Source organism: Rufibacter ruber, assembly GCF_001647275.1.
GTDB classification, from domain to species: domain Bacteria; phylum Bacteroidota; class Bacteroidia; order Cytophagales; family Hymenobacteraceae; genus Nibribacter; species Nibribacter ruber_C.
Genome location: NZ_LRMM01000006.1, coordinates 14,642 through 38,654 on the forward strand (window position 1 = coordinate 14,642; position 24,013 = coordinate 38,654).

General features: G+C 50.4%; 20 protein-coding genes and 3 pseudogenes. 10 read left to right on the forward strand and 13 right to left on the reverse strand.

Annotated elements, in window-relative coordinates; genetic code table 11:
- Window positions 1-68: 68 nt before the first annotated feature.
- The 5 genes from A8O25_RS03805 to A8O25_RS03830 form a co-directional block, all read right to left on the reverse strand.
- On the reverse strand, window positions 69-1,331 hold the full coding sequence (locus tag A8O25_RS03805; RefSeq protein WP_066831079.1) for a cation:proton antiporter: 1,263 nt from the start codon (window positions 1,329-1,331) through the stop codon (window positions 69-71).
- 292 nt (window positions 1,332-1,623) lie between these two features.
- Window positions 1,624-2,850, reverse strand: a complete 1,227-nt coding sequence (locus tag A8O25_RS03815) for an MFS transporter (RefSeq protein ID WP_420911788.1) — start codon at window positions 2,848-2,850, stop codon at window positions 1,624-1,626.
- Window positions 2,844-3,806: a GTP pyrophosphokinase gene (locus A8O25_RS03820; protein ID WP_066831087.1), complete on the reverse strand. Its 963-nt coding sequence runs from the start codon at window positions 3,804-3,806 to the stop codon at window positions 2,844-2,846. Before A8O25_RS03820 ends, A8O25_RS03815 begins: the two co-directional genes overlap by 7 nt.
- Window positions 3,807-3,870: 64 nt before the next feature.
- Window positions 3,871-4,665, reverse strand: coding sequence for a thymidylate synthase (locus tag A8O25_RS03825; protein WP_066831309.1), 795 nt, complete (start codon window positions 4,663-4,665; stop codon window positions 3,871-3,873).
- A gap of 560 nt (window positions 4,666-5,225) precedes the next feature.
- Window positions 5,226-5,654 (reverse strand): GNAT family N-acetyltransferase, encoded by a 429-nt coding sequence (locus A8O25_RS03830; RefSeq protein ID WP_066831090.1) that lies wholly within the window; start codon window positions 5,652-5,654, stop codon window positions 5,226-5,228.
- A gap of 440 nt (window positions 5,655-6,094) precedes the next feature.
- Here A8O25_RS03830 and A8O25_RS03835 point away from each other — a divergent pair, with 440 nt between their 5' ends.
- The 6 genes and pseudogenes from A8O25_RS03835 to A8O25_RS03860 all read left to right on the forward strand — a co-directional run bounded on the left by A8O25_RS03835 (window position 6,095) and on the right by A8O25_RS03860 (window position 12,933).
- Window positions 6,095-7,891 carry a DUF885 domain-containing protein gene (locus A8O25_RS03835; RefSeq protein ID WP_066831091.1) on the forward strand — a complete coding sequence of 599 codons (1,797 nt, stop codon included), beginning with the start codon at window positions 6,095-6,097 and terminating at the stop codon, window positions 7,889-7,891.
- A 1,012-nt stretch (window positions 7,892-8,903) separates the two neighbouring features.
- Window positions 8,904-9,743: a hypothetical protein gene (locus tag A8O25_RS03845; RefSeq protein WP_153042573.1), complete on the forward strand. Its 840-nt coding sequence runs from the start codon at window positions 8,904-8,906 to the stop codon at window positions 9,741-9,743.
- Window positions 9,740-10,105, forward strand: a complete 366-nt coding sequence (locus tag A8O25_RS03850; RefSeq protein WP_066831101.1) for a hypothetical protein — start codon at window positions 9,740-9,742, stop codon at window positions 10,103-10,105. The genes A8O25_RS03845 and A8O25_RS03850 overlap by 4 nt, the downstream gene beginning before the upstream one ends.
- Window positions 10,106-10,640: 535 nt before the next feature.
- Window positions 10,641-10,796 (forward strand): annotated as a pseudogene (locus A8O25_RS24435) (hypothetical protein); the annotation flags it as partial.
- Window positions 10,779-12,166: pseudogene (locus A8O25_RS03855) on the forward strand (AAA domain-containing protein). The pseudogenes A8O25_RS24435 and A8O25_RS03855, both read left to right, overlap by 18 nt.
- Before the next feature lie 254 nt (window positions 12,167-12,420).
- Window positions 12,421-12,933, forward strand: coding sequence for an FKBP-type peptidyl-prolyl cis-trans isomerase (locus tag A8O25_RS03860; RefSeq protein ID WP_066831104.1), 513 nt, complete (start codon window positions 12,421-12,423; stop codon window positions 12,931-12,933).
- 761 nt (window positions 12,934-13,694) lie between these two features.
- On the opposite strand, the gene A8O25_RS03865 is transcribed toward A8O25_RS03860, so the two are convergent.
- Entirely contained in the window at window positions 13,695-14,285 is a 591-nt protein-coding gene (locus A8O25_RS03865; RefSeq protein ID WP_066831106.1) for an acyl carrier protein phosphodiesterase, read from the reverse strand.
- Window positions 14,286-14,606: 321 nt separating this feature from the next.
- On the opposite strand from A8O25_RS03865, the gene A8O25_RS03870 reads away from it, so the two are divergent.
- The 4 genes and pseudogenes from A8O25_RS03870 (at window position 14,607) to A8O25_RS03885 (ending at window position 19,976) form a co-directional block, all read left to right on the forward strand.
- Complete coding sequence (locus A8O25_RS03870; RefSeq protein WP_066831110.1) at window positions 14,607-15,110, forward strand: pyridoxamine 5'-phosphate oxidase family protein; 504 nt, start codon at window positions 14,607-14,609, stop codon at window positions 15,108-15,110.
- A 129-nt stretch (window positions 15,111-15,239) separates the two neighbouring features.
- Window positions 15,240-15,959 carry a spheroidene monooxygenase gene (locus tag A8O25_RS03875; RefSeq protein ID WP_153042574.1) on the forward strand — a complete coding sequence of 240 codons (720 nt, stop codon included), beginning with the start codon at window positions 15,240-15,242 and terminating at the stop codon, window positions 15,957-15,959.
- A gap of 627 nt (window positions 15,960-16,586) precedes the next feature.
- Window positions 16,587-19,357: pseudogene (leuS, locus tag A8O25_RS03880) on the forward strand (leucine--tRNA ligase).
- Between the two features lie 169 nt (window positions 19,358-19,526).
- The gene (locus A8O25_RS03885) at window positions 19,527-19,976 is read left to right on the forward strand and encodes a CPBP family glutamic-type intramembrane protease (protein WP_066831116.1); all 450 of its coding nucleotides are present in this window, start codon (window positions 19,527-19,529) and stop codon (window positions 19,974-19,976) included.
- A 30-nt stretch (window positions 19,977-20,006) separates the two neighbouring features.
- On the opposite strand, the gene A8O25_RS03890 is transcribed toward A8O25_RS03885, so the two are convergent.
- The 7 genes from A8O25_RS03890 to A8O25_RS03905 all read right to left on the reverse strand — a co-directional run bounded on the left by A8O25_RS03890 (window position 20,007) and on the right by A8O25_RS03905 (window position 24,013).
- A complete protein-coding gene (locus tag A8O25_RS03890) occupies window positions 20,007-20,333 on the reverse strand; it encodes a GNAT family N-acetyltransferase (protein WP_206598644.1) in 327 nt (108 codons plus the stop codon).
- Complete coding sequence (locus tag A8O25_RS23470; protein WP_206598641.1) at window positions 20,318-20,494, reverse strand: hypothetical protein; 177 nt, start codon at window positions 20,492-20,494, stop codon at window positions 20,318-20,320. The genes A8O25_RS03890 and A8O25_RS23470 overlap by 16 nt, the downstream gene beginning before the upstream one ends.
- Before the next feature lie 125 nt (window positions 20,495-20,619).
- Complete coding sequence (locus A8O25_RS03895) at window positions 20,620-20,973, reverse strand: MmcQ/YjbR family DNA-binding protein (RefSeq protein WP_066831310.1); 354 nt, start codon at window positions 20,971-20,973, stop codon at window positions 20,620-20,622.
- Between the two features lie 80 nt (window positions 20,974-21,053).
- Entirely contained in the window at window positions 21,054-22,103 is a 1,050-nt protein-coding gene (locus A8O25_RS03900; RefSeq protein WP_082893424.1) for a DUF2167 domain-containing protein, read from the reverse strand.
- Window positions 22,104-22,298: 195 nt separating this feature from the next.
- Complete coding sequence (locus A8O25_RS23385; protein WP_169818133.1) at window positions 22,299-22,466, reverse strand: DUF6728 family protein; 168 nt, start codon at window positions 22,464-22,466, stop codon at window positions 22,299-22,301.
- 7 nt (window positions 22,467-22,473) lie between these two features.
- Entirely contained in the window at window positions 22,474-23,076 is a 603-nt protein-coding gene (locus tag A8O25_RS22395; RefSeq protein ID WP_206598642.1) for an HNH endonuclease, read from the reverse strand.
- On the reverse strand, window positions 23,060-24,013 hold the full coding sequence (locus A8O25_RS03905; protein ID WP_066831123.1) for a DNA cytosine methyltransferase: 954 nt from the start codon (window positions 24,011-24,013) through the stop codon (window positions 23,060-23,062). Before A8O25_RS03905 ends, A8O25_RS22395 begins: the two co-directional genes overlap by 17 nt.

The window sequence follows — 24,013 nt, forward strand, 5'->3', positions numbered from 1 at the left end:
CGTTCTATTTTGGGTCTGTTTTCAGAAAAGTAGCTCAAAAACAGGAATCCTGTAAATCACCGGCTGCTTTACACATCCATGGTTTCCAGCGGCTGTTTCCGGTTCAGGCGTTTCACCAGCCCGCCCAGCGTGAGCCCCTGCACTATGATGGAGAACAGCACCACAATGTAGGTCACCGCCACCAGCAGGTTGCGTTCCATTGCCTCAGTGAGGGAAAGTGCCAGGGCAATGGAAATGCCGCCCCGCAGGCCGCCCCAGGTCATGATGGCCAGCGTACGGTCTGGGAACCGGCTCTTAAACCGGAACAGCAGCGCGGGCACAAACAGTGACACCATGCGCGCCAGCAGAATGAGGAAGATAGCCACCAGCCCCACGTAAATGAACGCGTGGTGAATGGGAATGATAATCAGCTCCAGCCCGATGAGCACGAACAAAATAGCGTTCATGATCTCATCTACCATTTCCCAGAACTTGTGCACGTAATCTGTGGTGACTTTTGACATGGCGTACTCGGGGCCGCGGTTGCCAATGAATAAACCGGCCGCCACCATGGCCAGCGGGGCCGAAAAGTGGAACATGGGCGCCAGCACCATACCGCCCACCACCAGGGCCAGCGTAATAAGCACTTCGGTTTGGTAATGGTCAATGGAGCGCATCATGAGAAACGCCACGTAGCCCAGCGCCACGCCCAGGAAAATGCCGCCCGCCACTTCCTCCAGCAGCAACAGCCCAATCTCCCCGGCCTCAATGTCACCGGTGCCCTCCCGGGCAATGTTAAACAGTGTCAGGAAGATCACTACACCCACGCCGTCATTGAACAGGGACTCACCGGTGATATTGGTCTCCACCGATTCTGAGACACCGGTTTTCTTCAGGATAGACAAAACAGCAATAGGGTCGGTGGGCGAAATGAGAGCGCCAAACAGGAGGCAATGGATCAATTCTACCGGCTGGTACAGAAACGGCAGCAGCCAGTACAGCAGGTAGCCCACCAGAAACGTTGACAGCAGCGTGCCAAACGTGGCGAAGGCCAGAATGGGCCGCGTAGACGTGCGCAGTTTCTTCACATCTGTGTGCAGCGCCCCGGCAAACAGCAGGAACCCCAGCATAAAATCCAGCAGGAAATCAGAGAAATCTATGGCCACCAGGGCATTGCGGAGAAATTCCACCAACGGGGCGGCAAAGCTCCCCGCCAGTAGAATGCCCAATGACAGCAGCAGGGCCAACACCATGACGCCAATTGTGCCGGGCAGTTTCACGAAACGGATATTGATAAACGCCAGCACCGCCGACAGGGCAATGAGAAGCGCGAAGAGTTTAAGTGATTCCACAGAGAGTGCGTTAGGTTCTGGTAATGATTCTCAAGTCACCCATGTCTACGGCGCAACCCTTAAAACCGATATTTTCCTCATACGTGGGGTTCTGTTTTGGAGCTGTTTTTCTGAAAACAGGCCGAAAACAGAGCAGAAAAACATAGAAAATTAAATGATACAACTTGAGGGAACAGTCGGCAAAATAAAAGGAATGGCAGTAGCTGCTGCCGTTTGCCGCCTGTTCCCTAAGATTCATTCAGGATGCCAAAGAGGAAGAGAGATTTCATTCTTTTTCGTTGCTTACCCTGCCCTACGCTTTCTTCTGCACCAGCCGGCGCATGGCCAGCAGCCCCAGCAGCGGACCGAGGGCCAGGAACAGAAACCAATAGCGGGAATCAATAGAGCTTTGAATGAACCGCAGAAACTGAATGCTGACAATAGTAAGCGCAAAGCCGAGGGAGTTGACAATGGTGAGCGCAGTTCCTTTGGCCTGCGCCGGGGCATTCTGCGCCACCAGCGTAGAGAACTGCGGCGAATCCATGGGCGCGGCAAACCCCCACACCAATAGCAGCCCCAGAAACAGCCCCAACGGCAATGCAAATAGCCACGGCGACAGCAGGCAACAGACAAATGAAACGGCCAAGGCCGAAAAAGCAGTACGGGCGCTCCCCATGCTCCGGGACAGGTACCCTCCTGCCACGCAGGCCACCGCCCCCACGGCAATAATGCTAAAAGACCACAGCGGATTGTTCAGCCTAAGCTCCGGATTGGCCTCGGCGTACATAGCCAGCATGACCGGCACAAACGCCCAGAACGTGTACAGTTCCCACATGTGCCCGAAGTACCCAAAGGCGGCGGCTCTAAAGTCTTTCTGCCGGAAAATCTGGAAAAAGGCGGTAAAATCTGGCTGACTGCTTTTGGCTCTGTAAGGTCCGTCTGGCACCAACAAGAACAACGCCACGCCTCCCGCCACCGCCAACCCCGAAGTAGCCCAGATCACGTACCGCCACGGCAGCCCCTCGGTAAGGCTTTTGAGCAAATGCGGAAACGCCGTGCCCACCACCAGCGCCCCCACCAGAAACCCCAGCGCCTTCCCCAGCCCCTGCCGGTGGTAATCTGCCGCTATCTTCATGCCCACCGGGTAAATACCCGCTAAACAAAAGCCCGTCAGAAACCGGGACAGCACCAGCGTAGAAAGCCCATCGGCGGCCAGTATGCTAGCGTTACAGACTGCCCCCGCCACCGCGCACACCAGAAACACCTTAGACGGCGAGAACCGGTCTGAAATGGTGAACACCGCAAAGACTAGCGTACCCAAGATAAAGCCCAACTGCACCGCTGAGGTGAGGTGGCTCACGGAGCTGGCTTCTAAGTGAAACTGCGGGATGAGGTTAGGCAGCACCGCATTGCCTGCAAACCACAAAGAGGTGCAGGCAAATTGGGCCAGGACAATAATTTTTAGATTAAAATTTATGACTGCAATAATTATGATTTTTAAATTATGTTGAATTTGGTTTTCAAAATAATCAATTAAGATTTAAGTAGCCATAATAGCGTTGCACCTTGTATGAAACCAATAAGGTCATAATTATTTTTAAATCTTTCAATTTGTTCCTCTATAAATTTATCTTTATTATCTATATATAATTTTTCAATATCAGAAATAGTATTTAATCCTTTATCATTTAATTTTATTAGAATGTCATCTAAAATGTAATCAAGCTCTTCTATAGGGTCTAATTCTAAATCTTTTCGAGCATTTATAATTCGATCTTCTACTTCAGTTACAATTTTACTATTTGTTAAGTAAGATATAACCGATGCTTTATTTATTTCTACTGTGGATGGCACACTTTTAATTTTTTCTCCTACAGTAGACTCATATTCTGCAATTTCATTTTTTAATTTTACAAACTCTATATCAGCCTGCTCTAATAAAGCTGCAACTCTAAAAAATGTTCGCTTTGCAGAATCCGGAATTTCAAATTCTCCTTTATAGCCGATATCATGTTCTATTTCTGCCCAAGAGTGTTGAAGTATGCTTCTTATTTGTATTTCAAATTTTATTTTTTTAAAATTTGAATACTCTGATAATTTTAATCGACTATTATTATAAAAGGCTACAAAATGTAAACTTCTATAACCAAACCTATCTGCATCTAACAATCTTTTATCAACTGAATTCTCAATATCAATATCAAATTCGTCTTTAATGATGCTAGCAACTAAATCAATCTCATCTTCTAAGTAAGTTATTATTCTAATACCTACTATATCTGTTATTTCTTCAATTGAATCATATTTATAATTTTTGTTTATAATTTTATGTTCTAAACTTTTTCTATCCTTAACTCTTGATATGATTTGATGAGGATTAATATTTCTTTTATTCAATAAAACCCTTATTAATTGTTCAGTGCTAACTCTAAGGTTATTTAATAAAATAAATTGTTCATCAAACTGAGACAATAAATTTTTTCCTTTAATTTTCATTAGTAGATTTTTTATACATGAATTATCTATAGGATTTTTAAATAAATCCTTAATAACATTTTTTTTACACCGCCACCGGCGCCTTAATTCCCGGCCACGAGGTATACTCCTCCAGCGTAAAATCCTCAAACTCAAACCCAAAAATATCCTTCACCTCCGGGTTCAGTTTCATCTTGGGCAGCGGGCGCGGTTCACGGCTCAGTTGCAGCTGGGTTTGCTCCAGGTGGTTCGTGTAGAGGTGGGTATCACCGCCGGTCCAGATGAACTCGCCATATTCTAACCCGCAGACTTGGGCCACCATCATAGTGAGCAGCGCGTAAGAGGCAATGTTGAACGGCACGCCTAAGAAAACATCTGCGCTTCGTTGGTAGAGCTGGCAGGAGAGTTTGCCCTCGGCTACGTAGAACTGGAAGAACGCATGGCACGGCGGAAGCTTCATGTTGTTCACCTCGGCCACGTTCCAGGCGCTCACAATCAACCGGCGCGAATCTGGGTTGTTCTTGATTTGGTTGATCACCTGCTGAATCTGGTCAATGTGTCCGCCGTCGGGCGTGGGCCAGGAGCGCCACTGCGAGCCGTACACCGGCCCCAGGTTTCCGTCGGCATCGGCCCATTCGTCCCAAATGGTCACGCCCCGCTCCTGCAGCCACCTCACATTGGTTTCGCCGCGCAAAAACCACAGCAGCTCATAGATGATAGACTTGAGGTGTACCTTCTTGGTGGTCACCAGCGGGAAGCCTTCCTGCAAATTAAACCGCATCTGGTAGCCAAACACACTGATGGTACCGGTGCCGGTACGGTCTTCTTTCTTCACGCCGTTGTCCAGAATATGGCGCATCAAGTCTAGGTAAGCCTGCATTGTAATAATTAGGAATTGGGAATTTAGAATTAGGAATGAGCGCGGGCCCATTGGAAGCATGAAGATAGGGAAAACCCGTTGCAGGTTGGTTCTTCTTTTGGCGGAAATTATCAACAGCCCCCCTACAAGCCCCGCACGCCGCTGTTGTCTGGAGAAAATCATTTCCTGTTTTGCTGTCTTCTCGAAAACAGCCCCAAAACAGGGAGTATTTCTAGACAATGTTTTTTTAGGTTTACCGTTTGCCAAGAGCTGATTCCCCCTTCTAAACCAATATTAGGTTGTGAGTTTTTAACGCCTTCCGTCCCCCTTTGAAGGGGGTAGGGGGATGACAAAAGCGGAAGAAGTACCAGCAGCTTTAGCAATGAGAAATGAAAGAGATGATTCTCGGAAATGCTTACATCTGCACGAGTAATCATCCCCCTACCCCCTTCAAAGGGGGACGATTGGGGAGTACCGTCACTAGATTACCTTAATGTGTGATTAGACTTTCTTCTGGTAAACCTTAAAACGACTTTATCTTCATCTAGCAAAGTCGCTTTATAATTCTTAATTCCTAATTCTTAATTCTCTTCCGTGTGCTGGCGTTTCTGCTTGTCAGTGAGGGGCCAGATGTAGGCCGAGGTCTGTTTCTTCCAGCCGATGGCTTCGTAGAAATCTGATTTGCCGGGGGCGGCGGTGAGGGTGATGAAATGGTAGCCCTGGAGCTGGTCTACCAGCGTCTCCACAATAAAACTGCCCACGCCTTCGCCCTGGTAATCCGGGTCCACCACAATATCGGCCAGTTGGGCGTAGTATTTTCCGTCGTCTACCGTCCGCCCGAAAGCCACCACTTCACCTGCCTCGTCATAGATAAATACCGAGTAGGAGCTCTTTTCAAACGAAGCCCTGATGTCTTCAGGCTGACGCACAGACCACCCCACCTTGGCAAAAATGTCATCCATCTTCTTCCAGTCAATGGTATTGTAATCCGGGTTCAATTTGTAATTCATTGCGCTACCCTCCATTCTTCGTTTCTGAGAATCCCATACAGGCAGGAGCCTTTCCCCTCTGCCAACGGCTCCACACCTGGCTCCTGATAGCCTGAACAGGACAATGGTGTACGCCCGGCTCCCGAAGAAGTTGGTCCGTATTTCTCCTGTTTTTAAGTTGAACACGCAGGTCCTTGCTGAAAGAACCATTTTCCCAGAAGGCGCCGTCAGTACATCAGAAATGTGTTTTCGGGCTGTTTTTCTGAAAACAGACCGAAAACAGGTTACAGAGATTCTCTCAAGGCCTTTTTGATACCCCCGCTTCGTCTGACATCTCTGGGTAAAAGGGTAAAATTCAGTACTTACCCGGTCAACCTCTGTTTTGCGCCTCGCGTTGGAGAGAAGCTGTGGGTGCTCTATTTTTAGGTATCTTGAGTCACCAAACCTTGCAAAGAAAAACTATGAAGAAACTATTGCTAATGGCGCTGGTAGCGGGCACCCTCCTGTGGTCCTGCCAGAAGAAATCAGAGACGGGCCAGGCCAACGCCCAGGCGCCAGATAACCAACAGCTGGCCACGCTTTTTGAGAAATACTGGGACGAAAACGCGCGCTATTTCCCGCTGGAGGCCACCGCCCAGGGCGACAACCGCTACAACCACCTGCTGCCCAATGACAACACCAAATCATTCAGAGACAGCCTACAGCAGTACTACCAGACGTACCTAAACAAGTTGCAGCAGTTTGAGCGGCAAGACCTCAACCCCAATGACCAGATCAGCTATGACATCTTCCAGTATGAGATGCAAACCCGGCTGGACGTTCTCAAGCACAAGACCTGGTTTATCCCGTTCCAGCAGTTCTGGGGGCTGCCGCTGAGCATGGGCCAGTTGGGCGCGGGCACCGGCAACCAGCCGTTCAAGACTACCAAGGACTACGAGAACTGGCTGGGCCGCGTGAAAGGCTTCAGCGTGTGGGCAGACAGCGCCATTGCCAACTTCCGCCAAGGCATGGCCGAAGGCGTGGTACTCCCTAAAACACTGGTGCTGAAAATGGTGCCACAGTTGAAGAGCATGGTCGTCACTGACCCTACCAAAAGCCTGTTCTACGGCCCCATCCTGAATTTCCCCGCTGAGGTTCCCGCCGCTGACCGTACCCGCCTGACGCAGGAATACCAGCAGGCCATCAGTACCGTGCTGGTGCCCACGTACCAGAAGCTGGCGGTGTTTCTCCAGAACGAATACCTGCCCAAAGCCCGCACCAGCACCGGCATCAGTGAAATTCCCGGCGGCAAAGACCTGTACAACTACTACGTGAAATACTGGACCACCACTGACAAAAGCCCGGGCGACATCTATGAAACCGGTCAGCGCGAGGTGAAACGCATTCAGGGCGAAATGCAGAAGGTAAAGGAGCAGGTAGGGTTCAAAGGCACCATGGACCAGTTCTTCACACACCTGCGCTCCAACCCCAGGTTCACGCCTTACAAAACGCCGGAGGAGGTACTCAACGCTTTCCGGGCCATTCAGGCGAAGATAGAGCCCAACTTGGACAGGATGTTTGGGAAAACACCCAAGACCCCGTTTGAAATTCGGCAAACCGAAGCCTTCCGGGCCGCCTCGGCCTCTGCCGAATACAACCAGGGCTCCCCCGACGGCTCCCGCCCCGGCATTTTCTACGTGCCCATCTTAGACGCCACCCAGTTCAACATCACCTCGGGCATGGAGTCGCTGTTCCTGCATGAGGCCATTCCCGGGCACCACTACCAGATCTCCCTGCAGCAGGAAAACGAGCAGTTGCCCAAGTTCAGAAGGTTCAGCTGGTACGGCGCCTACGGCGAAGGCTGGGCGCTCTACACTGAGTCCCTTGGCAAGCAGCTGGGGCTCTACACTGATCCGTACCAGTACATGGGCGCCCTGGGCGATGAGATGCACCGCGCCATCCGGTTGGTGGTAGACGTGGGCATGCACACCAAAGGCATGACCCGCGAAGAGGCCATTGCCTACATGATGGCCAACGAGGCCATCACAGAGGACGGCGCCGTTGCTGAGATTGAACGCTACATGGCTATTCCCGGGCAAGCGCTGTCTTATAAGGTGGGCCAGCTGAAGATCAAGGAACTTCGGGAGAAGTACCAGAAGGATCTGGGCCAGCAGTTTAACCTGGCGGCTTTTCATGATGAAGTGCTGAAGGACGGGAATATGCCGTTGCAGCTACTGGAGAAGAAAATGGAGGGCTGGGCGAAGCAGCAGAAGAAATAATTTTGGGTGTAGCGCTGCCGTTTATGCGGCAGGCGCTCCTTTTTTAATGTTGGGAGATAGAAAGGCCTGGTTTGCTGTTCCCTTGGCGGTGCTGTTTAATACTGCAGGGCAATGCGTAGTCTGCTGTTTCCCCTGGCTTTGGCGCTTGATGCGTTGGTTTACTAGCTGCATTGTTTCATGTTTTCCGGTAAGCGCTCACGGCCGCGGGGCTCCGTCCTGGCGGTGAGCACTGCTGTTAAAACTAGGCCCTCCGGCCTTGCCGCTGGTGCGGCACCGTATTAACAGAGGCGCTCACCCCCAGGACTGGTTTAGGTTCCTTTGCTGCTATTGCTTTTCTTGATGTAGATTGTTTGCAGGTTAGTGCTGTAGTCCCGCTAGCCTGAGACGAGCCCGTGCTGCGCACATCAGCCAGGGGCAGAAGTGCTAATCTAACAGAGGTGCCACTAGCAGAAGTGTTCATTGTTGTTTGTTTGCTTACTTATTTATTGCTGCTGGTGTGTCGCTTTCTCTGGTTCAAGTTTCCAACCTGGACCTATGGTGGCGGAAGCTTTAAGCTTACATGGGGCGGCAGCCTCACACTACCTCTGCCCTCTATGGCTCCTTCTTCTGCCCCACTATGGCGCGGAAGTTACTTCCGTGCCTACTAACGCCACCAGGTCTTTGCCTATCCGTTAAACGCCTCGTTTTTCCGTCGCTCCGCCAGACAAAAGCTTACCTGTCTTTTCGCTGGCCATTCGTCTGTTTCTGGGCTGTTTTTGGAAAAACAGCCCAGAAACGCAGCCCCTGCGTGAAAAGAGCCAGTTAATTTCTATGCGATGTGCTCTGTTTCCTTTCCCTGCTGAACATGGGTGGGGAATGCCTTCCGCCTACATGGAGAGACCTAAGAAAGAAAAAGAAGATCAGGATGCAAGGAAGAGGTTTGCTGTTTTTCGCTTATTTTTACCAAAACAAGCCGGAAACAGGAGGTGCGGCTTGGGTCAAGTTCAGTAGTAACGAGTAGCGTACAGAGCATATGAAGAGGTTCGTTTCAGGAATAATGGTGTTGAGTTTGTCTTTCCCTTTGGCTGTTTCTGCCCAAACCTTGGCCTCCCCGCCACCAGGCGCGGCCAAAGCGGCAACGGCAGCCCCAAAGAAGCAGGCCGAACCTGCCTTGGCGGCCAAAGTGAACGCGCTCATCAAAGGGCAACCCACCGCCTCGGCGGCTAGTCCCAAACCTGTAGCCTCCCCTGCTTCCGCCGCAGCGGCACCGCCGGTTCAGGCTACGGCCCAACCGGCGGCTTCTCAGGCTCCTGCCGCTGAGGCGCCTAAGTTACCGGCCCCGTCGGCCTCGGCAGTGAAGATTGACAACCTGATCACAGAGCGGGAACAGCTGGTGCTCAAGTATGACTACCTCAAAACCCAGGGGAATAACTTCTGGGGCAAAGCCTCTAAAGAAGACATGCGGGCGGTGATTGAGGCGCTCAAAGAAGTGCTGCAGAAAGACGAGCAGATTATTCACGCCGTGGAGCAGGCCAACCTGGAAACCCGCCGCAGTGTGGCCAAACGGGCTGCTGAACTGGAGGCCGAAGCGCGCAAGCTCAACAGCCAGGTGCAGGGCGACAAACGGGTGGTCACTGACAATATCTATGAACTGAAAGCCTCACTGGCCAATGCCCAAAACCTGAACCGCCGGCGCGACCGGCAGATCAAAGACCTGGAGGAGCGCCTGGAGGCTGCCAATGATGCCAAGTTTGAGCATGACGGCATTGCGGCATTTCTGGGTATGTTTTCCCTGGTGCTGATTGGGCTTATTGTTAGGCTGCGGTCACAGGTCAGTGAGCTGAAGAAGCAGAAGCAGCATGCCAACGCATGAACCAGCGTCTGACCGCGGTTGCCCAATACCTCTCCTATTCAGAAGCCATAGGGCTTTACCAGGCACTGAAGGAGGCAGGTGTGGTGGCGTTGGTCAAGTCCAGCGGTCCCCCCAGCCTTCCGTTTGGCGAGGGTTTATATTTCCAGTTGCTGATTGCCGCTGAGAACCTGCCGGCGGCCCAGACCGTTTTAGACCTGTTTTCTGAAAAACAAGCCGGAAACAGCCACCGGGCGCAGACGTGCCCGCGGTGCGGGTCTGTACAGGTGCTTCCTTCCCGGAATTTATCCTGGTGGAAAAAGGTTCTGTATGCTGGCACCACCGTGTACGGCTGTGCCGGTTGTAACCATTCATTTTTTGCATAGCAAGATTGTATCACGTAGCACGTATCACGCATCAAGACTTACTTTTATAATTAAAAATCTTGCTACGAGATACGCGTTACGCGATACTATATTTAGAATGAACAAAATCTTAGATGAATTACTAGACGTTCGGGCGCTGCTCAAGCTGGAGCAGGAAGAAGAACGCAAACAATACCAACTCCGCAACGCACAGACCAGCATCACCGAGCGCAAACGCCTGGGCATCTGCTGGTATCCGGTGAATGTGACTAAGCAGGAAGTGGGTTTCGGGAATAAGATGGTGGTGGAGCTGGAGCGAACCTCTGGCCGTGACCAGCTGCACATGTTCCAGGCCGGCTCCTCGGCGGCGCTCTTCACCAACGGCGACGGCGGCACGCTCAACGGCGTGGTGCTGGAGGTGAAACGCAACAAGCTGCGCCTGGCCACCACCAAAGAAGACCTGCCTGATTGGCTGGAAGGCGGTTCCCGCCTGGGCGTGGAGCTTACCTTTGATGAGGTGAGCTACCGCGAAATGGAGTTTGCCCTCATGAAAGTGATGGAGGCCGATAAAACCCGCCTTGGCCAGTTGCGGGACATTCTGCTGGGCGCTGAACCCGCTATTTTCAGAAGGGAGAAGCCGTATGCCCCGGTTCCGGTGCTGAACAACTCGCAGAACGAGGCGGTGCGCAACATCATGCAGGCCAAAGACGTGGCCATCATTCACGGTCCTCCGGGAACCGGGAAAACCACTACGCTGGTGCAGGCTATTCTACAGACGTTGCAGCCGGTGAGAAACGGTTACTGGTTACCGCCCCCAGCAACACGGCCGTGGATCTGCTCACTGAGAAACTGGCCGAGCAGGGTGTGAATGTCATCAGAATCGGGAATCCGTCAAGGGTGTCTGAGGTTTTGCTGGAGCACACCCTTGACGCCCAGATTATGCACCACCGCGACTACAAGATGCTCAAGAAATTGCGCAAAACCGCTGAGGAATACAAGTCTATGGCGCACCAGTTCAAGCGGAACTTTGGGCCGCAGGAACGGGCACAACGGCAGCAGCTCAAAGAGGAAAGCAAGCGGGCGCTGAACCAGGCAGATGACATTGAAGATTATATCACAGATGACCTGCTGGAGAACGTGCAGGTGATTACCTGTACGTTGGTGGGTTCGGCCAACCGCACCATTAGGCACCTGCAGTATGACACGGTGTTTATTGATGAGGCCGCCCAGGCGCTGGAACCCGCCTGCTGGATTCCCATCACCCGGGCAAACCGCGTGGTGCTGGCCGGTGACCACTACCAGTTACCACCAACGGTGAAGTCAATTGTAGCCGAGCGCGGAGGCTTTTCCCGTACCCTGTTTGAAAAATGTATTGAGCGGCAACCAGAGACGGCTGTGATGCTGAAGACCCAGTACCGCATGCATGAGCACATCATGGGCTTCTCCAACGGGCAGTTTTATGGGGGGGGACTACAGGCCCATGAGAGCGTGAAAACTGCTACACTCACAGACGCCTTTCCTGCGTTTGAGCCGGGGCCGGTGGTGGAGTTTATTGACACCGCCGGGTGCGGGTTCAATGAACAGACCATTGGCGAGGGCAGCAGTACCGCCAACCCTGAGGAAGCCGATATTCTGATCAAGCACCTGGTAACGCTACTCACGCCGTATGAGCCTGCCCCCAAAGACCAGCCTTTGAACGGAAAGCCACTCAGAATTGGCGTCATCTCCCCCTACCGGGCCCAGATCAACTACCTCACAGACCAGGTAGAGCACCAGCCCAAGTTGTCACAGCTCATGGCGCGGCGGCAGCTGAGCGTAGGTACCGTAGATTCCTTTCAGGGGCAGGAGCGGGATATCATTTACATCAGCATGGTACGCAGCAACCCAGAGGGTGAAATAGGCTTTCTGGCAGACATGCGCCGTATGAACGTGGCCATGACCAGGGCCAAGAAAAAGATGGTGATAGTAGGTGACAGCGCCACCCTGGGGCAGCATGCGTTTTACCAGAAGTTCTTAGCATACGCTGAACAGATTGAGGCCTACCGAAGCGCCTGGGAGCTGATTTCTGAAGCCCCTCAATAAATCCTTTCGTTTTAAAACTGCGTTAGAGGCATGGTAGGGCAGTAAAGTTTACTTCCTGCCGTGCCTTTTTCCTTTCCCAATTCTACCCGGCGCGGGGGCTTCAGGAGCCTTAAAATTGAAGTGCCGGTTTAGAAACATGAAAAATTTGTCTACTTTCATAAAAAATGAGAGTGTTTAAGACGGGAAGAGGCGCTTGATTGGAAGTTCAGCTTTCATAACCACTTGTACATCTAAACCAATTAAAACCACACCTGATGAAAATTGAAGAAAACAAAGTGGTGTCGCTCACCTACGAGCTGCGCGTAACAGATGAAGAAGGCGAAGCAACGTTGGTAGAGACCGCCGAAGAAGAAAACCCCATGGTCTTTTTATATGGTGTGAGCGGTCTGCCTGAGAAATTTGAGGAGGAGTTGGCTGGCAAGGCGGCCGGTGACACCTTTAAATTCACCGTCTCTTCTGAAGACGGTTACGGCGACCTAGATGAAAGCGCCATTGTACCCGTGCCTAAAAACGTGTTTGAGGTAGACGGCAAGATTGATGAGGAAATGGTGCAGGTGGGCAACTACATTCCCATGTCTGACAACGAAGGCAACCACATGCAGGGCCGCATTGTAAGCGTAGAGTCTGATCATGTGCTCATGGACTTCAACCACCCGCTGGCCGGCATGGACATGCACTTTGAAGGCAAGATCATTGACGTGCGGGACGCCTCTGCTGAGGAAATTGCGCACGGCCACGTACACGGCGCCGGCGGTCACCATCATTAATTAATTGGGAATTCAGAATTAAGAATTCAGAATGGAAAGAGCCAATCCTGCGGGGTTGGCTCTCTTTTTTGGTAAAGAGGCGGGGCCGTGTCGCTCACCTTTTTCCGTTTTTGGCCTGTTTTCTGGAAAGTAGGCAAAAACGGAAAGCTCAGGAAACAGCTTCCTTTACATTAGTTCTTTTCTTATCCTTTCTATGGCGCTGAAGTTACTTCCGTGACTTATAATTCCAGCAGATACTCCCCCATTGAAAGGGAACAAAGGAAGATGTTTAGGCCTGTAGATACACGCATTTCAAAAATCCCGCTATTTGTTTTTAACTCTAACCAATTCTGGCGCGAGTCTCAGACTCGTGACATGCAGTGCTTCGAGTCTCCAGACTCGCAAGGGAAATATTTGCAAAAAATCAGCCAGTTCTGGAATGCGTCGGTCGCTGCGGCGCAGCGAGGGGAGTCTGGAGACTCCCCGCATCCTATGGCACGAGTCTGGAGATTCACGCCAGCGAAAGGTGTTGGTTTACCCGTTTTTGGGCTGATTACCGGAAATTAGGTTAAAAACAGAATTGACACCACCGAGCAATTTTACGTATTCCGTCCCCCTTTGAAGGGGGTAGGGGGATGATTACTCGTGCAGATGTACGCATACAGAATCCGCATTCCTGGGAATCATTTTTTCCGTTTCTATAGCTAATGCAAACGGTTCTCCAACGGCCTTTGTCATCGCCCTACCCCCTTCAAAGGGGGACGCAACGCGTAGATCAATTCTTAATTCTCAATTAAAGTAATTTGCTTCTCCACAAACGCTTGCAACTCAGGGAAAAACCGTTCAAATTCCTGCTGATAAAAAGTGTAATTTACCTGCAGCTCCTCACCTGCCGTTTCCATGCCTGAGACGAAGGTGGTGCGTCTGCTTAGACCGTGTAATGCCCGGGCTGCACCGGCCACTTGCGCATACCCCACCAGCCAATTCTGTTGTACCATGTACGGCAGAAATCCCTGCACCCGCTCCGGCAGCAGCTCGGGCCTACTCAATACCAAAGCATACGCCTGTTCGGCGAAAGCCGCTAAGGAAATGGAACTGTAGGCCTGGAAATTAGCCGCCAGAAAATGGTCATAGAAGATGTCTGCCACCACCCCGGCGTACTTGCTGTACTTCGGGCGGAGCCGTTCTTTGGTTTCAGCCACAATGGGGTGCGTATCTGTGAACGAGTCAATGAGCCGGTGCAGCCGAATGCCCTGTTGCACCCGCTCCGGATACAGCAACAGTTTGGCGCCGCGCACGCCATCAGCGATGAAGTTGCCCAGACGCAGGTCTTCATCGTCTCCAGACAGAAATAAATGGGCCAGGTAGTTCAATTAGGAAATAGGAAATAGGAAATAGGAAATAGGAAATAGGAAATAGGAAATAGGGTTGTACTTCGTTTCAGGCTGATGGTTGCGCTATTGGCGGCATACGCAGTTCCTGTTTTTGGCCTGTTTTCAGGAAAGTAGCCTTAAAACGCATACACCCGAAAAAGCTTGTGTCCTAAAAAATTAACAGATTACCATTTACAGTTTCCTCCTGAAACGTACGTTTACCAATTCCTAATTCTCCATTCCCCATTCTTAATTCCCATCAGGAACCCTGGCCCAAGATGTTCGTATTGTTCCAGTAAGAAAAAGATCCAAACACAAACTATGGAAAACGCACAAAATCAAAACCGGGGTGATGTGAAGGCCCTGATAGAGAAAATCGACGACATCAATACCGCCATGCTCAGCACCGTGGAACCGGACGGCACCATCCGTTCACGTCCCATGCGGCACTTGAAAGTAGATGAGAGCGGCGACATCTATTTCTTTACCGGGCATCACTCCGGCAAAGCCGATGAAATCAAGAACGAAAGCCATGTGAACCTGAGCTACGCCAAACCAGGTGACCAACTGTATGTGTCAGTATCCGGTACGGCCAGCGTGTACCGCGACCAGCAGCAGATTGACGACCTCTGGAACCCGTTCATGAAAGCCTGGTTCCCCGAAGGGAAAGATGACCCCAACATCGCCATCCTGAAAGTGACCATTGACCAGGCTGAGTACTGGGATTCACCGAGCAGCGCCGTAGTACATTTATACGGCGTGGTGAAAGCCGCCCTCACCGGTGAGCCGCCCCACCCCGGCGAAAACAAAAAGATCAATCTGTAGTTATACAAGAGAAAGGGAGTTAACGCTCCCTTTTTTCTTGCCCATTTGCAGGCAGCCGCCATTTGGCCGTTTTGTGTTTTTGGGCTACTTTTCAGAAAACAGCTCAAAAACAGAAACTTCATATCAACCTTGGCAACTCCTCTTTCCCCTGCGCATACCACGCTTACTTTGTTTGGTGTAAAACCCGGTCACTGGCGCTGGGGCTTGGCGCAAATGGGAACTTCGCAGCGGCCGTTGCAGAAGGTGAAAGGCTTGAACTTCTTCAAACTGTTGGGCAGCGGCCAGGGCCGAGGGTTCAGCCTTAACCCCAACTGGTACCGCTACGGTCTCATGGCCACCTGGTCCTCCCCCGCCGCCGCCGAAGATTTTTTCCTGGGCCACCCGCTTCTAGAAGAATACCGCCAGCATACCTTTGAGCAATATCACCTGGCCTTACAACCGTTGCAGGCGCACGGCCTCTGGAGCGGACAAAACCCGTTCACCACCCAAACCCTCCCGGCTCCCGAAAATAAACCCATTGCCGTGCTCACCCGCGCCTCCATCAAACTCACCAAAGCTTTGGATTTCTGGAAGTACGTGCCGCAAGCCAGCGCCAGCTTGGACAATGCGAACGGATTGTTGGCTTCCATTGGCCTAGGCGAAGCTCCTTTTTTGAGGCAAGCCACCTTCAGCCTCTGGAAAGACGAAGCCAGCATGAAGGAATACGCCTACCGCATGCAAGCCCACCGCGAAGTCATCAAAAACACCCGCACCCGCGGCTGGTATTCTGAGGAGTTGTTCGCCCGGTTCACACCGCTGCACAGCGAAGGCACCTGGAATGGTGTGGATCCGTTGCAGGGGCTGGTGTAATGGGCGCAGACGCTCGCAGGTCCTCCGGACGCTACGAGGTCTTTGGGAGTCCTGAGTCCTGAGTCATGTGTTTATAAAGTAAGTTGAGGTAAGCTGGCGCGAGACTAAAGTCTCGTGACAAAGGATGATGCGAGTCTCCAGACTCGCCGGGAACCACTAACTAATCAGCAGGAAAGACACACAGGAGTCTGGAGACTCCACCCACCGCAAGGCACGAGTCTGGAGACTCGCGCCAGTATTTAGGGAAAATGGAATACCGTTTCTGGCCTCATTTTTTCAAAACAGCCCGAAAACGGGAAAACAGGATTCCGTCTCAGGTTAGGGCGTACGTTTACACAGAAGAGCACGCATATCAGATAATTCCCCTCCAGGGAGGGGTTGGGGTGGATTCTACCCGTTTGCCACCGCAATACCGCCCACTCAAAAGACCTCGTAGCGTGCGCAGCACCTGCGAGCGTCTACGCCATTGCGTTTAGAGCCTCTTTTTCTGAAATCAGGTCAAAAACAGCCACAGAAACAATCCTCCTGTATGAGGTGAGACTCCTCCTTTTTGCGGAATTTCCCTTACTTTTGCTTTTGGCCTTGTTCGGCCCATTGTAACAGCACATTCCAACCGAAACCATACCCATGTCAGAGTACGACTACCGATCCATTGAGCAGAAGTGGCAGCGCTTCTGGAGTGAGAACAAGACGTTCAAGACCGAGATTGACCCTAGCAAACCCAAGTTCTATTCGCTGGATATGTTCCCGTATCCGAGCGGGGCTGGTCTGCACGTAGGGCACCCGCTGGGCTACATCGCCTCTGACATTGTGAGCCGCTACAAGCGCCTCAAAGGTTTCAACGTGCTGCACCCCATGGGCTTTGACTCCTTCGGCCTGCCGGCCGAGCAGTATGCTATTCAGACCGGGCAGCACCCGGCCATGACCACTAAGCAGAACATTGAGCGCTACATTGAGCAGCTGAACAACCTGGGCTTCTCCTTCGACTGGGACCGCGAGGTGCGCACCTCAGACCCCAGCTATTACAAATGGACCCAGTGGATTTTCATGCAGCTCTTCAACAGCTGGTACAACTACAATACAGACAAAGCCGAACCCATTGACACGCTGGTAGCCGAGTTTGCCATGCGCGGCAACACCCAGGTGAATGCCGCCTGCGACGAAGACACACCGCACGTGACCGCTGATGCCTGGGCTCGCCTTTCTGAGAAAGAGCAGCAGGACCTGTTGCTGAAATACCGCCTCACGTTCCTGTCGGAAGCCGTGGTGAACTGGTGTCCGCAGCTAGGGACTGTGTTGGCAAATGACGAGGTAAAAGATGGCGTATCGGAGCGCGGCGGTTACCCCGTAGAGCGCAAGCTCATGAAGCAGTGGATGATGCGCATCACGCTTACGCCGAAAGATTGTTGCAGGGCCTGGATACCATTGACTGGCCCGAGCCGGTGAAGGAAATGCAGCGCAACTGGATTGGCAAGTCGGTGGGCGCGGAACTGCGGTTCCAACTGGACGGCCACGAACACAAGCACATCACCGTGTTCACCACCCGCATTGACACCATCTTCGGGGTAAGTTTTGTGGTGCTGGCGCCCGAGCATGAATATGTAACTGAGATTACCACCCCGGAGCAACGTGCCGAGGTAGAGGAATACGTGACCTGGGCCAAAAACCGCTCTGAGCGCGACCGTATGTCTGACGTGAAAACTGTGACCGGCACTTTCACGGGTGCCTACGCCATCAACCCTATCTCCGGCGAAAAAGTACCCGTTTGGATCGCCGACTACGTGCTGGCAGGCTACGGAACCGGGGCTGTGATGGCCGTACCAGGCCACGACACCCGCGACTACGCCTTCGCGAAGAAATTCAACCTGCCCATTCCGGAAGTGGTAGCCGGTGGCGATTTGACCAAAGAAGCGCACGCCGCCAAGGAAGGAAAAATCATCAACTCCGGTTTCCTGAACGGGCTAGAGGTGAAAGACGCCATCAAAGCCGGTATTCAGCGCGCCGAAGAACTGGGCGTGGGCAAAGCCCGCATCAACTTCAGAATGCGTGATGCCGTTTTCGGTCGGCAGCGGTATTGGGGTGAGCCGGTGCCGGTGTACTACAAAGACGGAATTCCAGCCTTGCTGGACGAGAGCGAACTGCCATTGGTGTTGCCGGAGGTAGATGCCTACCTGCCTACTGAGACCGGTGAACCGCCGCTGGGCCGCGCGCAGGACTGGAAATACCGCGGCGAATTTGAGTATGAGTTGAGCACCATGCCAGGTTGGGCGGGTTCCAGCTGGTATTGGTACCGCTACATGGATCCGCAGAATGATACCGCCTTCGCCAGCAAGGAAGCCATTGACTACTGGCAAGCCGTTGACTTATACATTGGTGGCTCAGAGCACGCTACTGGTCACCTCCTCTACTCCCGCTTCTGGAACAAGTTCCTGTTTGACCTCGGGCTGGTGAACCAAGATGAGCCGTTCAAGAAGCTCATCAACCAAGGGATGATCCAAGGTCGGTCGAACTTTGTGTACCGTGTCAAAGACTCCAACACGTTTGTCTCCTTCGGCCTGAAAGACCAGTACGAAACCACCGCTCTGCATGTGGACGTGAACATTGTGGAGAACGATGTGCTGGATGTAGAACAGTTCAAAGCCTGGAGACCTGACTTCGCTAATGCGGAATTTATCTTGGAAGACGGCAAATATCACGTGGGCGTGGAAGTGGAGAAAATGTCTAAGTCCAAGCACAACGTGGTGAACCCAGACAAATTGGTAGAGGAATACGGTGCCGATACCCTGCGCATGTACGAGATGTTCCTGGGGCCGCTGGAGCAGTTCAAGCCCTGGAACACTAACGGCATGGACGGCGTGTACAAGTTCCTGCGCCGCTTCTGGAAACTGTTCTTTGACGAGCAAGGCAACTGGGCCGTGACTGAGGAGCAACCCACTCCCGCCGAGCTGAAGTCGCTGCACAAGACTATCAAGAAGGTAGAGGAAGACATTGAACGCTTCTCCTTCGGGACGAGCGTGAGCCAGTTCATGATTTGCGTGAACGAGTTGTCTTCCTTGAAAATGAAGAAGCGCGCCATTCTGGAGCCGTTGACCGTGGTGCTGGCCTCCTACACCCCGCACATCACCGAGGAACTCTGGAGCCGCTTGGGTCATACCGAGAGCATCACGTACGCCGCCTACCCCGCCTGGAAAGAGGAATTCCTCACCGAAAGTACGTTTGACTATCCTATCTCCATCAACGGGAAAGTGAAAAGTAAAATGACCTTTGACCTGAAAGCCCCTAAAGAGGAAGTAGAGACCGCCGTACTGGCGTCTGATCAGGTACAGAAACTGCTGGAAGGTAAACCGGTGAAGAAGGTGATTGTGGTGCCGGGCAAGATTGTGAACGTAGTAGTTTAGCGTTTTTGACCTGTTTTCTCGAAAACAGGTCAAAAACGAATGTACTAAAAGAACAGCCTTATAGGCTGTTCTTTTAGTTTACATCAGAATCAGTTTTTTATTGAGATAAGAGCTAATTAGGAGGAAGAACCTAAGAGAATGTATTTCAAAATATAGCTTATTGGCCCCTATGTTTGACAAAGCAATCTGTAGGCTTAGCACTTGGCCTACTCCTTTCATCATTGGTTTCCTTTTATTAATTAAATTCTCAGTCTTTGTTCTACTGGGGTTGCTCCTTTATGCCTTAGGGGGCAAAATCAATTTCAACACGTTTGAGGTAAGTCCTTATAGTGTCTGGAGACATGCGGTGATTCCGGCTCTTTTTGAAACTTTCTTCAGCCAGTTCCTCGTCCTGAAATATTCTCCAAGGATAGGTCTCAACAGAACCCGGGCCATTTGGCTTTCTGCCGCCATTTTCGCCCTCGCTCACTTTCAAAACCCTCTTTATATTCTTTATGAATTCCCTATGGGCATTATCTATGCACTGGGATTCTTAGTGCTTCAGGAAAGAAAGGCCAACCCTTTTCTCTGGATAGCTCTCCTGCATTTTCTGTGGAACCTGATGATGTTGGTGTTTTGATTTTCAGGAAGTTGTTAATGAATTCACCCCCTAGTATAAAACTAAGTGACAAAAGACATTATCTGAGGCCATAACCGGGAAATCAATAGGTAACTCCGCTTTAGGGAGCTGCACAAATCCTTTCTTTTCATAATACCTGATGGCCGCCTGCAGGACATCAACAGTGCCAAGATACAGGTCCTCAATGCCATTTTCTTTGCAGTAACAGATCAATTCTTTTAACAAGAGAGCCGCATCACCATAATGTTTTCCCCTAAACTCTTTTTTGACAAACATTTTCCGGATGGCACCGGCCTTTTCATTGAAACGCAAAAGGGCAATGGTCCCGCAAAGCTCTCCCTCTACGCTTGCACCCAGAAATCCCCTCCCTTTTGGATGTAGAAGCCTTCTATATCAAGCAAATGTGGTTGGTCTGCCAGCGTGATGGGTACGCCAAACTCAAGCTGCTGGATCGGTAATATGATATCAATGATCTCTTTGGAATGTGAGTTGTCTAAGATCTTGATGCTGATGGGCATGACGCTAAAATTAGAGGAAAGAGACAGGCAGCCTCCACCCTATATCCCAGTGTTAGGCTTATAGGGAGGAGTTAGTTTGAGGAAGGAAACACTGATTCTTGTATAGAGCTAGCTTCAGACAGAAACTAAACCCCCAACTCCACCCGCACTTTCTTCGGGAGGCACTTCACCACCAGTTCATAGGAATGGTTAATGAGCTCTGGCAGCAATCCCATGGGCAGAAAAGCTTCAGGCAGAATAGTGTTCCAGTATTTCTTGTTCATGTGGTAGCCCGGTTGGATGGCCGGGTACTGCTCCCGAAGCTCCACCGCCCTTTCCGGGTCACATTTCAGGTTCACGCCCTCGGCGTAGCTGTTCAGGCTGCACATGGCAAACATCTTTCCGGCCACTATAAAAACCAGGGTGTCTTCGCCGAAAGGCAGGGTTTCCTCTACGTGAGGCTTGGCCAGGCAGTAGTCTCTGAATTCCTCTATGTTCATGAAGGCCAAACTAATCAAAAAAGCGGCACCCGCCAAGAAAGACCGGTGCCGCTTTTAATTGAAAAATGTTATCAAAAATGTTATTTTACATCTGAGGTTGATTTTTCTACACTTTCCACTTCGGCTACAGGTGGTGAATAGGTTTCTTCCAGCACTGACACTTCATCTTCATAACTGGTGTCCTGAACCATAGACACTGCCTCCAAGTCTTGTTCTTCTGAGGCAGCCTCTTGCCGCTTCTTCCCAAAGAAACGCTTAATTCCAGAAAACAAACCCACTATAGCCAGTGCAATTAGCTTCCAGAATTTCAGAGCCCCTATCAAGATTACTTTGAAAAATTTAGCGATAACAGCAAAGAAACCCACTTTCGCCAGAACTTTTCCAGCAATCAACCCACCTATGCCGTAGGCGGCCACTTTGTCAACCCCGGGGTCAAAGTCTGCATACCGGTTGCCTTCATTGAATTCCACGCTGGCCAAAATGCCTGGAACATCAGCCTGAATCCCTTTGACCATACTCATGTCTCCAATGGCATTCAACTGCAGATACCCTTTGCGGCCCAATATTCTGATGTTGTAATTCAGAGTGTTCACCCCCGTTTGCTCTTCACCAAACTGAAGTTCTTTTGCCCAATGCAATTTATGGGCGGCGGCATCATAAAAAGGCGGCACCGCCCAACCAATCAACTTCACAGGCTGGTACCCCTCTGCTTCACGTGCCTCATTTTCAGATTCCGTATCTGCCTGCATTTCCTCCAGCAGTTCATCATAATCAATGTCTTTGGCGTCATCGTCTTTGATGTACCCATCTTCTGAATACGTCACGTCAATAGCCCACGTGTCTGCATCTGCGGGGCCGGCGGCCACCGGAAACAGCATGCCCATGCTTTCGCTAGGCGGGTTTCCCCAAAGCTCTGTCAGGACTTGGGAGCTTTGTCTGCCATCTAAGAATTTGTACCCTTTGGGTACGGTAATTTTAGCCAGCCCCTCTTTCAGGACAATGGTGCCTGTTTGATAGTGGTAAGAGGCGTTTACGCTGTCACGCCACACTTTGAGCGAATCTGTTTCGGCTGCAGATGAGCTGAACGGTAGATAACACAGAAGAAAGACAAGAATGTAAATTTTTCTCATGTAATAAATTAATTAAAGATTAAATAAAGGAATAGTGTCTACTAAGATAAGAAAAGTAATAAAAAATCAGGAGCTGTTGAAATAAAAAAGCCGGAAAAATCCGGCCTCTTATATTTTGTACGCAGAAAATATTGGGAAGCACTTTTGGCATTTTTTCAGAAAAATAGGCCAGAAACGCAGGCAAAACCACCGAGCCTAGCTAAGCCATCTTAAGACTAGGTAAATAAAGCCGCACAGGAACATCAGCATAGAGATTTTGTTGATGGTGTGCATGGTGCGCAAGTTGAAATTAGTCTTGCGGTTGGGGTCTTTTTTGCGGAAGAAGTAAGTGGCCACTTCCGTGAAATCAAATAGTCCTTTCATATCAGTTTTATCTGTTCGCTTCTTCAATAAGTACCTTTGCTTGTGTAGGATACTTACTTATAAGCCAATGTAATACATCAAGCTGGTCTTTTCCTGGAGCTCTTCTAATCTGCGCAATTAATTTTATTGCTTGCGGCCTGATTAGAGTTAAGTTTGAAGCACCTTCATTACAAAGTGAGCAGATAGCTCTTAAATTGTTAGGTTCATCAGTTCCTCCCATTGATTTATCAATGATATGACCAATATGTAACCTGGTTTTCCGTCCATTGTCATTTGGATGTGGTTCCCCAGCAGCAGCCCCGCACATTTGACAAGTAAAACCATTCCTATCTAAGACAAAAGCCCGAGTCTCTTTTGATATTCCTCTTTCAAAAGCAGGTAAAGGCTTTAAGCTTATCAAAACATACTGACCAGGTTTTAAATCACTCCTGTCATTATGGGTAACTATATTTAGGCCTTCCTCATTCCGCAGTTCCCTTACTCTTCTTGCCCACTCACTTATGCCTGCTACCTGTCTTAACGTATCAGAATCTATTACTTCACCAACACGGTTAAAGAAGAATTCTCGCAGAAGAGCTCTTGCGCCTTTACTTTCAGATTTCTTTTTCACCTTTTTCTAATGCTTCTTTTATTGAATTTCCGATAGCTCTGGCAACTGGTGGCGGAAATGCGTTTCCTACTTGTCTATAGGCTGGAGTTTTTTTTCCGATAAATTCCCAATCCTTAGGAAAACCTTGTACTAAAGCGGTCATTTTTAACGTAAGCCTTGGCAAACCGTCAAATCCATTGATGGGGGGAGATTCAGCTAGGCCGCGCCCATCAATCCCCATTTCTGCCCAAGCTTTTTTGGCTCTAGTTGGTCCTAAGTCAGCCCCACCATGTTTTTTAGAACCACCAACTAAGGTTGGAGCAATTACATTAGCTTTTTCTTTCCATTGATCAGCATTGCTCCAGCCTAATAGTGACATTTCTTCATAAAGCAATTCACCAACTGTCAAAGGTTTGTTTTCAGTTTTATTTGGCCATGTAAAATATGGAAAATATTTTTCTTTCATAGCCACCAAAATTGCCCTTGGCCTTAACTGTGATACTCCATAATCTGAAGAATTTACAAGTTTCCAATCAAAACTATAACCATGAGCCCGTAATGTACTCAAAATTTCTTTTCTATAAGTTTTGAACTTAGGACTAAGAATTCCTTTAACATTTTCTAACATGATGGCCTTTGGCTTACATTCCTCCATCAAGCGCAAGGCTTCTGGGAACAAATCCCTCTCATCAAGGTGCCCTAATTGTTTTCCAGCAATTGAAAACGGTGGACATGGGACCCCCCCGGCAAGAAGATCTACTTTTCCATTGTAAAGGGACGCATCAAACTCTTTTACATCTAAATTGATTACATTCCAATTAGGCCTGTTGTGGCGTAAAGTTTCACAGGCAAGTCTCTCAATTTCAACTAAAGCAAGATGATCAAATCCAGCTTGTTCTAAACCCAATGCTTGCCCACCAGCCCCAGCACAAATCTCTAATGATGTAAATTCTGACAT

Bases quoted from the DNA above. Each gene is read 5' to 3' on its own strand.
- A8O25_RS03820 (WP_066831087.1), bottom strand. From the start codon at position 3,806: ATGAAAATTAAAGGAAAAAATTTATTGTCTCAGTTTGATGAACAATTT.
- A8O25_RS03825 (WP_066831309.1), bottom strand. From the start codon at position 4,665: ATGCAGGCTTACCTAGACTTGATGCGCCATATTCTGGACAACGGCGTG.
- A8O25_RS03830 (WP_066831090.1), bottom strand. From the start codon at position 5,654: ATGAATTACAAATTGAACCCGGATTACAATACCATTGACTGGAAGAAG.
- A8O25_RS03835 (WP_066831091.1), top strand. From the start codon at position 6,095: ATGAAGAAACTATTGCTAATGGCGCTGGTAGCGGGCACCCTCCTGTGG.
- A8O25_RS03845 (WP_153042573.1), top strand. From the start codon at position 8,904: ATGAAGAGGTTCGTTTCAGGAATAATGGTGTTGAGTTTGTCTTTCCCT.
- A8O25_RS03850 (WP_066831101.1), top strand. From the start codon at position 9,740: ATGAACCAGCGTCTGACCGCGGTTGCCCAATACCTCTCCTATTCAGAA.
- A8O25_RS03860 (WP_066831104.1), top strand. From the start codon at position 12,421: ATGAAAATTGAAGAAAACAAAGTGGTGTCGCTCACCTACGAGCTGCGC.
- A8O25_RS03870 (WP_066831110.1), top strand. From the start codon at position 14,607: ATGGAAAACGCACAAAATCAAAACCGGGGTGATGTGAAGGCCCTGATA.
- A8O25_RS03885 (WP_066831116.1), top strand. From the start codon at position 19,527: ATGTTTGACAAAGCAATCTGTAGGCTTAGCACTTGGCCTACTCCTTTC.
- A8O25_RS23470 (WP_206598641.1), bottom strand. From the start codon at position 20,494: ATGCCCATCAGCATCAAGATCTTAGACAACTCACATTCCAAAGAGATC.
- A8O25_RS03895 (WP_066831310.1), bottom strand. From the start codon at position 20,973: ATGAACATAGAGGAATTCAGAGACTACTGCCTGGCCAAGCCTCACGTA.
- A8O25_RS03900 (WP_082893424.1), bottom strand. From the start codon at position 22,103: ATGAGAAAAATTTACATTCTTGTCTTTCTTCTGTGTTATCTACCGTTC.
- A8O25_RS23385 (WP_169818133.1), bottom strand. From the start codon at position 22,466: ATGAAAGGACTATTTGATTTCACGGAAGTGGCCACTTACTTCTTCCGC.
- A8O25_RS03905 (WP_066831123.1), bottom strand. From the start codon at position 24,013: ATGTCAGAATTTACATCATTAGAGATTTGTGCTGGGGCTGGTGGGCAA.